The 12537-nt window shown below is 68.1% G+C and carries 12 protein-coding genes and 1 pseudogene; 5 read left to right on the forward strand and 8 right to left on the reverse strand.

Going from position 1 to position 12537, the window contains the following annotated elements; translation table 11 throughout:
• Positions 1-349 precede the first annotated feature (349 nt).
• Positions 350-1729: a PIN-like domain-containing protein gene (locus ABZ478_RS36065; RefSeq protein ID WP_359556472.1), complete on the forward strand. Its 1380-nt coding sequence runs from the start codon at positions 350-352 to the stop codon at positions 1727-1729.
• 17 nt (positions 1730-1746) lie between these two features.
• On the opposite strand, the pseudogene ABZ478_RS36070 reads toward ABZ478_RS36065, so the two are convergent.
• A pseudogene (locus ABZ478_RS36070) lies at positions 1747-2086 on the reverse strand (transposase); the annotation flags it as partial.
• Between the two features lie 269 nt (positions 2087-2355).
• Here ABZ478_RS36070 and ABZ478_RS36075 point away from each other — a divergent pair.
• The gene (locus ABZ478_RS36075; RefSeq protein ID WP_359556475.1) at positions 2356-2673 is read left to right on the forward strand and encodes a winged helix-turn-helix domain-containing protein; all 318 of its coding nucleotides are present in this window, start codon (positions 2356-2358) and stop codon (positions 2671-2673) included.
• 188 nt (positions 2674-2861) lie between these two features.
• Here the strand turns inward: ABZ478_RS36075 and ABZ478_RS36080 are convergent, their stop codons facing one another.
• Positions 2862-3617, reverse strand: a complete 756-nt coding sequence (locus tag ABZ478_RS36080) for a hypothetical protein (protein WP_359556478.1) — start codon at positions 3615-3617, stop codon at positions 2862-2864.
• 502 nt (positions 3618-4119) lie between these two features.
• Positions 4120-4452 (reverse strand): cupin domain-containing protein, encoded by a 333-nt coding sequence (locus ABZ478_RS36085; RefSeq protein ID WP_359556480.1) that lies wholly within the window; start codon positions 4450-4452, stop codon positions 4120-4122.
• 491 nt (positions 4453-4943) lie between these two features.
• On the opposite strand from ABZ478_RS36085, the gene ABZ478_RS36090 reads away from it, so the two are divergent.
• The gene (locus tag ABZ478_RS36090) at positions 4944-6185 is read left to right on the forward strand and encodes a restriction endonuclease (RefSeq protein WP_359556482.1); all 1242 of its coding nucleotides are present in this window, start codon (positions 4944-4946) and stop codon (positions 6183-6185) included.
• Between the two features lie 232 nt (positions 6186-6417).
• Here ABZ478_RS36090 and htpG read toward each other — a convergent pair whose 3' ends face one another.
• Both htpG and ABZ478_RS36100 read right to left on the reverse strand, forming a co-directional pair.
• On the reverse strand, positions 6418-8337 hold the full coding sequence (htpG, locus tag ABZ478_RS36095; protein ID WP_359556485.1) for a molecular chaperone HtpG: 1920 nt from the start codon (positions 8335-8337) through the stop codon (positions 6418-6420).
• Between the two features lie 231 nt (positions 8338-8568).
• Positions 8569-9222: a type III effector protein gene (locus ABZ478_RS36100; protein WP_359556488.1), complete on the reverse strand. Its 654-nt coding sequence runs from the start codon at positions 9220-9222 to the stop codon at positions 8569-8571.
• A 125-nt stretch (positions 9223-9347) separates the two neighbouring features.
• On the opposite strand from ABZ478_RS36100, the gene ABZ478_RS36105 reads away from it, so the two are divergent.
• Entirely contained in the window at positions 9348-9779 is a 432-nt protein-coding gene (locus ABZ478_RS36105) for an Hsp20/alpha crystallin family protein (RefSeq protein ID WP_359556490.1), read from the forward strand.
• A gap of 370 nt (positions 9780-10149) precedes the next feature.
• On the opposite strand, the gene ABZ478_RS36110 is transcribed toward ABZ478_RS36105, so the two are convergent.
• The 3 genes from ABZ478_RS36110 to ABZ478_RS36120 form a co-directional block, all read right to left on the reverse strand.
• Positions 10150-10491 carry a DUF6233 domain-containing protein gene (locus ABZ478_RS36110; protein ID WP_359556492.1) on the reverse strand — a complete coding sequence of 114 codons (342 nt, stop codon included), beginning with the start codon at positions 10489-10491 and terminating at the stop codon, positions 10150-10152.
• Between the two features lie 118 nt (positions 10492-10609).
• Positions 10610-11188: a TetR family transcriptional regulator gene (locus ABZ478_RS36115; RefSeq protein ID WP_359556494.1), complete on the reverse strand. Its 579-nt coding sequence runs from the start codon at positions 11186-11188 to the stop codon at positions 10610-10612.
• A 211-nt stretch (positions 11189-11399) separates the two neighbouring features.
• On the reverse strand, positions 11400-12056 hold the full coding sequence (locus ABZ478_RS36120; protein WP_359556496.1) for a hypothetical protein: 657 nt from the start codon (positions 12054-12056) through the stop codon (positions 11400-11402).
• Between the two features lie 92 nt (positions 12057-12148).
• On the opposite strand from ABZ478_RS36120, the gene ABZ478_RS36125 reads away from it, so the two are divergent.
• Positions 12149-12523 (forward strand): transposase, encoded by a 375-nt coding sequence (locus ABZ478_RS36125; RefSeq protein WP_359556498.1) that lies wholly within the window; start codon positions 12149-12151, stop codon positions 12521-12523.
• Positions 12524-12537: the final 14 nt, after the last annotated feature.

Genomic DNA, 12537 nt, shown 5'->3' on the forward strand with positions numbered 1-12537 from the left:
CCGCTGAAACAGCTCCCACAACTCATCCGGCACCAGCCGCTCAACAATCCCCACCACAGCCAGCAGCCTACTCAGCCAAATGAGATGACGTCTTAAGAACTGCCGACACAACGAGGTGTATCGCTCCGGCTGGCCGTGCCTGACAGGTCAGTTGGCCGTTGTCCGGGCCATGGGTAATTCGCCGTGGATCGTGTCGGATGACCAGCCCTGACGGTCGGTGATCGGCGGACGTCCGGGTGTCGGAACCGCCGCCGTTTCCTCGGTCGCAGTGGCTCGATCCGGTCCTAGACTTTCCCCCGCACACCCAGCCGGGGGGGTGATGCGCCTTACGATTCCAGGGGAGCGTCTCATGGCAGCAGCGCACACTACGTCCGACCAGCCGCAAGTCCGGGGCGTCTTCGACTGCGACGAGGCCCATCGCAGCCCACTCCGCTCCGACTACAAGCGGATCTTCGATTCCGGTCTGGTCGTGCTTGACACCAATGTGCTGCTCAACCTCTACCGCTCGAACGAGAGCACCCGCCGGGACACCCTTGCCGCCCTCGCCAGGCTTCGCGAGCGCCTGTGGATTCCACACCAGGTGCTCACGGAGTTCTGGCGTAACCGCGAGTCGCCGACCGTACGCCATCACCACGCGACCAAGGCCAATGAGGCGAGCGCCGCGCTCGATAAGGCGGTCAACGCGGCCCGGACAGTAGTGACCACTTGGCTGACCGCCGTCCAACTCAAGGACAACGAAGAGGCTGTAGAGCGGACTGACCGAGACCTGACCGAGCTCGCCAAAGCAGCCGGCAGCCTCAAGAAGTTCATCCGGGCGCAGGCTGAGTGCGACGCACTCAAGGAGACTGCCACTACTCACACTGACCCGGTGCTCAACGCCCTCGAACCGCTTCTGCACGGCCGGGTCGGCGAGCCGCTGCCGTCGGACGAATACGACAAGGCCGTGAAAGAGGCACAGGAACGCGCCGACGAGGGGATACCGCCGGGGCACGAGGACTTCCGCACCAAGGAACCCGAGCTAGCTGCCGGTGACTACCTCGTGTGGGTACAGCTCATGGCGGAGGCCCGGCACCGCGGGTGCGACGTTCTACTGGTCACGGGGGACGTGAAGAAGGACTGGTGGACCAACCGCGGATACGACATCCCGCCTCGTCCACGTGCCGAACTCCTCCAGGAACTGCGGGAGCAGGCCGGCGTGGGACTCTACATGCTCACTCCAAGCGAACTGCTCCGCTGGGCCAAAGAACTCCTCGAACTGAACGTGGACGAGGGCTCGGTCCGCGACCTGGAGCAACTGGGCGAGGCATCGGCCGACAAAGACTCCGAAGATGAAGCCTGGACGGCGGAGTCGCTGGCGGCGTTCATGGACGAGCTGATGAGGCGCTACCCATCCCGAGTCAAAGCAATCGTTGCAGCTGCGGCAAACGGCGGGTTCGTGGACCGGGAGACGGTGTACGAGCTTGCCGGCTACGACGAGACACGCAGACTCCGCGGCTTCACCCAACCGATCGGCACCCTGTCGAGGGATCTGCAAGCGATAGGTGTGCTGACAGGAGGAGAGCCTTTCCTGCTCACCACCGTCTACGGCCACGCTACCGACCCTTCCTGGGCGAAGGGGTTCCGCATTCCCAGCGGGGTGATTCCCCTGCTCCGGAGCAAGTACGAGGGAGGCGAGCTGTGGCAAACGCGAGACAGCGGAGAAGCTGTGAGCGAACCGTCCGACAGGTGATGAGGGAGCAGGCCAGTTTCGTGGATGTCGAGTCGGCGTTCCCAGCGGACGCGGAGTCGTCGGAAGCCGTGGAGCCAGGCAAAGGTCCGCTCCACCACCCACCGGTATACGCCAAGCCCGCTGCCATGGCGGGTGCTTCGGCGAGCGATGGCAGGGATGATGCCGCGGGCGCGGACCTGGTCGCGGTAGATGTCGTGGTCGTAGCCCGCGGTCGGCGAACAGCGAGTCCGGCCTGCGCCGTGGGTGGCCGACCCGGCCACGGACGGGCGGGATGGCGTCCAGCAGCGGGATGAGCTGGGTGATGTCGTTGCGGTTGCCGCCGGTGAGAATGACGGCGAGCGGGGTGCCGTGGCCGTCGGTCCAAAGCTGGGCCGTCTGTGGGCCGTGCGAGGGTGCCCGAGGCCGACCAATGGCCACTGAAAGTGACAGGCGGGTTATCCTCGAAGGCCAAGAAACCCCAGGTCAGAGCGCCCGGGATATACGGGTTCTCCGCCTGGAGGCGGCCGGTACGGCAAGATGGGGCGTTTCTTCCCAGCGGAGCGCAGCGCCCCAACTGGAGCCGTATCCGTGCCACTTTCTCAGCAGAGGGCGCCACACGGGCTCAAGCGGCATCCTACGATCGCGGCATGCAACTGACACCCCACGAGGTACTTGGCCGTTGGCTTCTCACAACGCTTGGTGAAATGGGCGGTGCGGGTTCCAAGCAGGCCGTACTTCGGAGGATCGAAGAGCGATACTGTTCTCAGCTGACCGAGACCGACCACTTGCCGCAACCATCCAACGGAGAAGTTAAGTGGGAGAACCGAACCGCTTGGCAGCGGAACCGGATGGTTAAGGCAGGTCTTCTGAAGCCTTACGAGAGGCGTGGGGATCCTTGGACGCTCACCCAGGCAGGCTGGGCTGCTTACCGTGCCCTTGGACCCGGTCAGGGGGGAACCACTTAGAGGTCCAAGCGGAAGGGGTTGCCATTGCAAGGGTGAGTGTCTAACTGCGTGCCAGCGCCGACGAGCAACCGCGGACGACTGCGGACCATCTACGCAGGTGAGCAGCACACCAGCCCAACGCAGAGCTCCTACCCAAGTTGCTTCGGGACGAAGAGGTCGCGGGGGCAAGACCCCGCCGCCCGCGGTTTTCAGCTTGAACAGGCGGCGACCTGTCCGACGATGGAGAATCGCTGTTCACACTCCGGGCAGGTTGCCTCACCGAAGGCATAAGTCAAGGCGCGCGCGACCTCCTCATGGCCGTCGGCCCAGGCGAGGTCGTAGAGGCGCCGGCCGAGACCTTTCAGGGCGCGGGGATCGGTCGGATGGAGAGGAAGGGCTTCGCTGTCATCGGAAAGGGCGTAGTCCTCCGCCGCACTGAAGAAGTCCCGTTCTCCGATGATCACCCACAGCGACGCGCACCCATGGGGATCGGGGCACTCGAGTTCGTATTCCTCGTTGACGATGCCCCAGATCAAGTGTTCCGCCCAGCGGATGTCGCCCTCCAGGTTCAGGACCGCCTCAACCAGACTGCAGTAGTCGTTCCGGTCGGCGGTGACCTGCCGCCACCGGTTTGCGGCATCCAGTAGGCGTGTGACTTCCGGCGCGTACTGGTGCCGCAGATTCCGGGTCTCGTACCGCTGGTCGGCCTGGACGAGAAGGGCGCCGGCCAGGTGGAGGGCCGAAGCTGCCATGTCGGCGTTGTCGGCGTCCGCCACGTCTGCCAGCGCGGGTAGCACCAGCGGATGGGCCACATCCAGAGAGCCGTTGTGGTAGAGCTCCGTCCAGAGGTCGCTCCAGGCCTGACTGTCTTGCCCTTTGGCGGCACGTTCCAGCAGGGCCCTCAGGCGGTCGGAATCGGCGTCGTCTGCACGGGGAACAGAAGAACTCGTCGTCATCTCCGGCATCCAAGCAGACTGCCGCAACCGCACTCTCGCCGGCCGGTCGATCGCTGTGGAAGTGTGCCCGTCGGCATGTCCGGTGTGGACGGGACGCCAGCCAGGCAAGCCGTTGCACGTCTGCCCGGTGCCAGCTGTTCTGCCGGCCCAGCATTGACATCAACGACCACGGACAGCAGTGGGCGCGCGGCGATCATGTGCGGCACCCATGCTCGCAGGGGCCGCCATCACCTGGGGTCGGGATCGAACTCCTCAAGCGGTGGTCAACGCGAGGGCTGCACAGCAACTCCGCTACCGGGTACCAGGTGAGCTCCAAGGCGAGGTTCCCCGCCACAGCCGGACCCGGCTATGGCGGGGGAGCGTGCGTCAGGAGGACTCGGAGGGCGAGGCCAGTGACTTGGTGTGCTTGCGTCAGCCAGTGCTCACGGGAAACCGGCAGCCCCGGATAGATGTCCAGCGCTCGGTGCCCGCCAGGGAAGGAACCGAGCGGATCCCGCCCGGACAGCCGAAGTCAGGGGGCCACGACGACGGTCAGCAGCGCGGCCGCGTCTTCGAGGGCCTCGAGGCTGTGACGGGCGGGCGGTATGGGAAGCAGGTCCCCGGCCGTCCCCTCCCATGCCTCGTCGCCGCTCCGCAGCCGCACCCGACCGCGCAGCACGAGGACGGTGGCCTCGCCGGGATTGTCGTGTTCGGCCAGGGTGGTGCCGGCGCGCAGGGCGATGAGGGTCTGGCGCAGGGCGTGTTCGTGGCCGCCGTAAACGGTCTCCGCGCTGCGGCCGGTGGTGGACGTGGCGGCCCGCTCCAGGTTTTCGCGAGCGCGGGCGTCGAGGGAGATTTTCTGCATGGTCACCACCATGCTCCGCCGAGGGACAAACCGAACCGGTCCGACACTCCGTCGGCCCGAGCGCGCGGATCACGGGAAGTTCGCGGATCAGCGGATCGGAGATCACCGGCGGCGCTCATGTCCCAGCCCGCGCTGGCGCCGAGGTCTCACCGCGATCCGGTCCGGGACTTCCAGGCGATCGCGTCGATCACTGCCAACCGCCACGGCCGGCCGCGCTGCAACGTCCCCTCAGAGTCTCTTCCCCGTCCCGGTGCCGGTGAGGGGCTGCCCTGCCCGAGCTGTTTTGACGTCCTTCCATTATCGTTCATCCTTCTACCAACAGGGGGGCGCAATGAGGGGGTTCGGTGGAACGCGGTAAGTGTCCGGTGTGTGGGCGCAGAGCACCGGTGAACGAGGGGGGCATCGGCTACCACGGTCAGGGTGCCGGAGGCTGCGGTGGGGTCGGCCGGGCGGCCGTGGGCCGGCAGCCGGCGAAGGAATCCGGGGCAGCGGTGGCTGATGACGGCGACACGCAGGGCCGGCCGGCACCGCGTTCGCCGGGCGACAGCCGTGTCGAGATGATCACGGCGCTGCTCGCCGTCGTCATGGTGATCGCACTGCTCGTCCTGCTGGTGGGCGCCTTTGTGTCCACCGTCGTGTGGGCGAGCGCGACAGCCGTCTTCCTTCTCGCCGCATTGATCTTGTGGCTGCTCAACAAGACACCCGCTGGTCGGCGTAATACGGCCCGCCATGAACGTGACGCAGCCCGCTACACCCGGCAGAGGGCCCAAGCCGCTGCGCGGGCCGAGCAGGAGCGGCAGGCCGCTGCCGCCGCCCTCGAGAATCGCCGGGCACGCGAAGCGGCGCGGACGATGCGACGAGCGGTGCGGGAACTGCTCGACGATCTCCCGGCGCGGGGAACGCCGCAGGACGAGGCGATCGCCCACTGCTTGGAGAAGACGCTCGGCGAGCGCAATCCACGTCTTCAGGCGGAGGCGGAGCGTCTGGCCCGCCGGCACGTCGCCGTGGACGAACGCATCCTGTGTGTCGAGCAGTCGGTGACCGAGGGGAGAGCACGCCCCGCTCTGCTGATCCTTACCGACCGGGGAGCGGCCGTATCGGACAAGGGCGTCTCCTACCGGTTCGATCCCCGGCCCGAGGACGTGTGGGAGGCGTCCGAGACGGCTTTCGGACACCTGAGCGTCGGGGACTTGGCTTTTCGGTTCGCCCGGTACTCACGCCTGCGGGTCGCGTTGGCGGCCCGCGAAGAAGCCGCAGCGGCCGCGCTGCCCGCTGCCGCTGTCCATCGCCCCGCGGAACGGCTGATACGCGACGCCCGGGACGCGGAACTCGCGGCCGTCGACTGGATGCGCTACCTGGGCTTCACCGATGCCGCGGCCACTCCTGTCGGTGCGGACGGGGGCATAGACGTCCTCGCCGAGCGTGCTGTGGCGCAGGTGAAGAAGGAAGGCAGCCGCACCACCCGTCCTACCGTTCAGCAACTTCACGGGGTGGCGATCGCCGAGCAGCGTGCCGCACTGTTCTTCTCGATGGCCGGCTACACCCCGCCGGCCATCGCATGGGCAACCCAGCAGGAGGTCGCACTGTTCCAGTACGACCTGCAGGGAACACCCCAACCCGTCAACCCGCCCGCCCTACGCCTGCTGGACGCGGCCGACGAGCAGGCGAGCCGGGCTGCGGACGCTCCCGCAGCCGCCCCGGCGGACATCAACGACGGCACTGCGGCACCCTAGGCACTGCGGCCCCCTAGAGGGGGTGAACTCGCTTCACGCAGCCTGCCAGGCGCGCGGAGAGCAGCGGTACCGGCGCCACCGCGACGGGGGCGGCGCCCGCCGTCGCGGTGGCGCCGGTTGATCCTTGCGCTCGCACTCGATGACCTCTTCATCCGCCCGCTCCAGGGCTTTGGTTCGGCCGTGCGCGCTCGGTTGTGCTGCCGTACCGGCGCGGCCGGTACGGCAGCGCCGGTCAGAGTGAGCGTTGCAGGCGGTCTGCCGTCAGCTTCACGAAGCGTGCCGGGTCCTTGGGCTGGCCGCCTTCGGCGAGCACGGCCAGGCCGTAGAGGATTTCGGCGGTCTCCGTGAGCGTCGTGTCCTCCGAGCGCTCCGCATGGGCCTGGTTGAGGTCCTTGACCAACTGGTGTTGAGGGTTGAGCTCCAGAATGCGCTTGGTGCGGGGCACTTCTTGGCCCATCGCGCGGTACATGTTTTCCAGGGCCGGGGTCAGGTCGTCGGCATCGGAGACCACGCAGGCGGGGGAGACGGTCAGCCGGGACGACAGGCGCACCTCCTTGACCTCGTCACCCAGTTGCTTCGTCATCCAGTCGAGGAGCCCGGTGTATTCCTCGCTCTGCTTCTTCTGCTCGCTCTCGGATGCGGCGTCGTCGGTGTCGAGGTCGATGCGGCCCTTGGCGACGGACCGCAGTTTCTTTCCTTCGTACGTACCGACGGCGTCGGCCCAGACTTCGTCGACGGGATCGGTGAGCAGCAGCACCTCGATGCCGCGATCCCGGAACGCTTCCATGTGCGGGGAGTTCTCGATGCTTTGCCGGGACTCGCCGGTCAGGTAGTAGATGTCGTCCTGCCCGTCCTTCATTCGCTCCAGGTACTGCTTGAGCGTGGTCTGCTCGGTGTCATCGTGGGTGCTCGCGAACGAGGCCACGGCGAGGAGCGCGTCGCGGTTGTCCGGGTCGGTCACCAGCCCCTCCTTGAGGACGGTGCCGAACTCCCCCCAGAACGTGGCGTATCGCTCCGGTTCCTTGGTCATCATGTCCTTGACGGTGGAGATGACCTTCTTCGTCAGACGGCGGCGCATCATGTCGATGTGGCGGTCCTGCTGGAGGATCTCCCGGGAGACGTTGAGCGAGAGGTCTGCCGCGTCGACGACGCCCTTGACGAAGCGGAGGTAGGGCGGCAGCAGCGCCTCGCAGTCCTCCATGATGAGCACGCGCCTGACGTAGAGCTGCAGGCCCCGCTTGTAGTCCCGGTTGAACAGGTCGTAGGGGGCGTGGGCGGGCAGGAACAGCAGGGCCTGGTACTCGAACGTTCCCTCCGCCTGGAGCCGGATCGTCTCCAACGGGTCGCGCCAGTCGTGTCCGACGTGCTTGTACAGCTCGTGGTACTCCTCTTCGGACACCTCGTCGCGGGAGCGCGCCCAGAGCGCCTTCGTGGAGTTGAGCGTCTCGGGGGCGGGCGTCTCGTCGCTCCGGTCCTCCGGGCTCCCGCCGTCCGGGCCCGTACCCTCGGACGCCATGCGGATGGGCCAGGTGATGAAGTCCGAGTAGCGCTTGATGATCTCCCGGATCTTGAACGGAGAGGTGTAGTCGTGGAGTTGGTTTTCCGGGTCGGCCGGCTTGAGGTGGAGGGTGACCGAGGTGCCCTGCGGTGCGTCGGCCACCGCCTCCAGCGTGTAGGTGCCCTCGCCGCGTGACGTCCAGCGGGTGCCCTCGCTCTCCCCGGCGCGCCGCGTCACCAGGGTCACCGCGTCCGCCACCATGAAGCCGGAGTAGAAGCCGACGCCGAACTGGCCGATGAGGCCTTCCTCGGTCCCTTCCTTGGCCTCCCGCAGTTCCTGCAGGAACTGGGCGGTGCCCGAGTGAGCGATCGTGCCGATGAGCCGTCCCACCTCGTCGTAGGACATGCCGATGCCGTTGTCGCGCACGGTCAGCGTGCGGGCGTCCTTGTCGACCTCGAGCTCGATGTGCAGGTCGGACACGTCGGCGTCGAGGGTGCTGTGCCGCAGCTTCTCGAGGCGCAGCTTGTCCAGCGCGTCGGAGGCGTTGGAGACGAGCTCGCGGAGGAAGACGTCCTTGTTCGAGTAGACGGAGTGGATCATCAGCTGCAGCAGCTGACGGGCCTCCACCTGGAATTCAAACGTTTCGGTTGACATGTTTGCGTATACCTCACAGGTCTTGTCATCGGACAACTGACTCAGTCACTGAAAAAGCGTCAGACGTAAAGCTATGGGTCGCCGCCGTTCGGTCGTGTGGGGTTCGTGGTGGCGGGCCGACGGCAGCAGCCCCACCCTGCCGCTCACCTCTCGGTGAACTCGTCGGGCGCCCGCCCGGACACCACCGCTGGGCCTCGTCGCCGTTTCGGCGGGCGCCGTGGCTGCCGTCGGCTAGCCGGGGTCGGTGGCGGCCGTGGCGAGGGTGTCGAGCCGGGCGGCGAGGTCGGGGTGGGCCGTCAGGTGGGGGCGGGCGGCGTTCAACGGACGGATGAGGGCTGCGGGATCGTCCTGGGCGAGGGCGGCGTCGAGTTCGCTCAGCGGGTGCCGGGCGGCGGTGGGCAGATCGGTGAGGGCGGTGATCTGGGCGGCGATGCGGCGCAGGTCGGCGGCGTTGCTCCGGGCCCAGGCGTCGGTGCTTCGCTGCGCGGCGCGGTGCTCACGGGTGGCCTGGACGCGCTGCTCGCCGGTGGTTCCGGCGGGGCCGGGCCGGTTGCGCAGATAGCGGCGCTCGGCGGCCTGGCGGCTGGCGACGCCGAGGGGCCGGGCGAGGTCGGCCCAGCTGGCACCCGCGCCGCGGGCGGTCTCGATCAGACCGGTCTCCCACCCGGCGAGCTGCTCACGGACGTGGCGCAGCAACAGCAAGGAGGCCAGAGCCCGCTCCGGACCCTCACCGGGCGCGGCGGAAGCGGCTGGGGCCTGCTGCTGGGCAGCACGCAGGGCGTCGTCTATGGCTTCCAGGGCTGCCGCGGCAGCGAGGAACGACGCCGGACCCCGGGCGTCGGTCGGGGCCGGGCCCCGTCGGTCGGGTCGATCCGCTGTCGTCATGGCACCTCCTCCAGGGCGTCGTCGTCTGGACGACTCCGAGATTGTCATCCATTGGACGACATGCTACAACGGTTCCGTGAGGCGCATTGGCAGCTTCTGCCTGTACCCGCTGGAGGTGTTTTTCCATGTTGATGCGCACTGACCCCTTCCGTGAACTCGACCGGCTGGCCCAGCAGATGATGGGCCCAGGCACCTGGTCACGGCCGTCCGCGATGGCGATGGACGCCTACCGCGACGGCGACGAGTACGTCGTGGCCTTCGACCTGCCCGGCGTCAGCCCCGAGGCGATCGACATCGACGTCGAGCGGAACATGCTCACCGTCAAGGCCGAACGCCGGCCCGCGGCGAAGTCCGACGACGTGCAGATGGAACTGTCCGAGCGGCCACTGGGCGTCTTCTCCCGCCAGATCGTCCTGGCCGACACCCTGGACACCGAACGCATCAAGGCCGACTACGACGCCGGCGTGCTCACCCTGCGCATCCCGATCGCGGAACGCGCCAAGCCCCGCAAGGTCGTCATCGGGGCAGGGCCCGACCGCAAGGAGATCTCCGGCTGAGCCGGAGACCGCAGGCCGGTCATCGGCCGAGGACGGGAGCCGTCCCCCTCTCCCGTCCTCGGCCCACCTGGACGCCGTTCGGCGAGGTACGCGCCTCGTCGCGGCCTCCAACGGAACACTTCACCCCGATCCTCCCCACCCGCCGCACAGCACCGAACCGCTCCGCCCGGTCCGCTGCCGCGCGGCCACGGTCGGGCTGTCCGGCGCTCAGGGGACCGGCCCGACCGGCCCCGAAGGTCAGCTCTCCTGCGGCACAGCCATCTCAAACCCGGCCGGGGCGCGCGCGGGCGCATCCCCCGCCACGCGGACCGGGGCGGCGTCACAGGGCCGGCCGAGCTCCTCGCACGGGCCTCGCGGCCAGGGCCGGCGGTCAGTCGATGATCCCCAGTTCCGTGTCGGGGCGGCAGAAGGAACACGCGGTGACGCCGCCGACCAGTGCGTGCCTGGCGGTGTCCGCGTCGACCGGCTTCGATCGCTTGCCCGCCATGCGGCAGTCCCCGGTGTGTACGGCGTTGGGCCGGGCGTCCCGGTTCAGCCCGTACTCGAGCAGCCAGTCCGGTGCCCGGTCGGCGGCCGTGGCGGTCGCCCGAGCCTGCTGCTGTTCGCGTTCTCGCAGCCGGGCGATCTTGGCGTCGACTCGTGCCAGCCACATGGCGTGCCAGATGCGCAGCACGCGCAGGCTGGGCAGGTCGGGAGGCAGATCATCGAACACATTTACGATTCTAGAACGGTGATCGACTGATTGTCGTCCACCACACGCGAATGCGCGTTCGATAAGGTGGCGGGTGGAGGTGAGCGCCGGCCGGCTGGGCCAGTCCGGGGCCGGGCGGCTACTCCGCCGCCACGATGCGCTCCACGGCGGCCGTCACCAGTTCTTCACGCTCCGCCTCCGTGAAAACGTCCGGCAGGGTGAGCTGTTCCACGATCAGCCAGTTCAGCGTCAGTATGAGCAGCTTGACCGCCGTGGTGTCGCCGGGGAGGCCGGAGGCCTCGTGATAGGCGACGTTGGCGTCGACGTCGGCCCGGACTCGCTCCGTGAGGACCTTGCGCAGTTCGGGACGACGGGTGGCTTCGAGGCGGAGTTCCAGCAGGGCGAGGTAACCGGTGCGGAACGAGGTGATGCGGCCGACGAGTTCACGCATCAGCTCCGCATAGGTTTCCCGGTCGCGGCCGGCCGCCCGCTGGCGGGCGATCGTGGCCTCGTCGGGCTGGAGTCGCTCGTACACCCGGGCCCCGGCCTGGGTGAGCAGGTCGTCGCGGCTGGGGAAGTAGTTGGACGCCGTGCCTGCGGGAACTGCTGCCTCGGCATCCACGGCCCGGAACGTCAGACCGCGTGCGCCTTCCCGGGCCAGTACCTCGATCGCCGCGTCGACGAGGGCCGCGCGCCGCTGGTCGTTCCGTCTCGCCATCGAAGCCACTCCGCATGTAGTACTACGCTGAAACCACTTCAAGCAGAGTACTACGCGTGGGGGAGATATTTTGCGGAAGGTCGTGTACTACGTCGGCGTCGCTCGACGGCCGCATCGCTGGTCTCAACGGTGAGTTCTACTTCTTTCCGCAGGGTGGCGCCGCGTCAAGGGCACGATCATCAGCCTGGCCGTGGCTGAAGCCGATCCGCTCCTATGACCGCGGTGTGCTGTCCGAGCGCCACGTGGTGAGACGAGGGTGCCCCGGCAGTTCGGCGCGGCCGGTGGCCCACAACAGGGTGAGCCAGGGATCCGCACCGCCCGGAGCCTTCGGAAACAGGCGGGCGAGCACCCGCGAGCAGAGAGCGGAGGGCGGGGTCCAGGCAAGCCCGAAGCCTTCCGCCACATCGTGCATGTGCACCAGCGTTTCCCGCACCCCCAACGCCGCGAACCCTTCAGGGTCCGACACCCCGGCGGCGTGGTGGGCGCGGACCCGGGACGGCGTCGTACGCACCATGGCGACCAGCAGCGCGCCGCACGCCTCCAGCACCTGCACCAGGCCGGCCGGACCCGCATCACGGTCCGCGTAGGCGAAGACCATGGGTCCGTCCGGCCTCTTCCGGCTCAACGCGAACGGCACATGGGTGTCCAGCGGCGGGCTCTGCGGTCCCAGCTGCACGGCGTAGTAGAACAGGTCGTTGGCGATGTGCTCGACAGTCTCCCAGCAGTCCCACTCCAGCGAACCGGCCTTATCGCCCCACCCCTCCGGGGGTGCCTCCCGAAGGATGCCCACGGCGAGCCGCACGGCAAGGTCGACGTCGTCCGCGGTGACGGGAGACAAGACTGATCCGGTTTCGACTGATCGAGACATGACAGCACCGTATCGCGGGAGATGAGGGCAACCCCTTCCAGCTGGTGCGTTGTCCGCGAGGGTGCGCCAATCGGGGCGATCAGGCTGCTTGGGTGCCACTGTCGCTGCTTGTCACCGCTGGCCAGCGCCACGACAGCCCGCAGTTCCAGCCGGTCCTGGAGAGCATCCGGGTGCCCCGCACGGGTCCGGGCCGACCGCGCACCAAGCCGGACAGGGTCCGTGCGGATAAGGCGTACGGCTCCCGCGCGAACCGGGCCTACCTGTGCAGACGCCGAATCGGCTGCACGATCCCGGAGAAGGCGGACCAGGTCCGCAACCGCAAGAAGCTTCGGCTCCCGTGGCGGACGCCCACCCAAGTTCGACAAGGACGACCGCAAGGTGCGCCACGCGGTGGAGTGCGGGATCAATCGCCGCAAACGACACCGAGCCGTGGCAACGAGATACGACGGGCTCGCCGTCCGCCATGAAGCGACCGTGCTGG

It is taken from the genome of Streptomyces sp. NPDC005706, from assembly GCF_040631045.1.
Classification (GTDB): domain Bacteria; phylum Actinomycetota; class Actinomycetes; order Streptomycetales; family Streptomycetaceae; genus Streptomyces.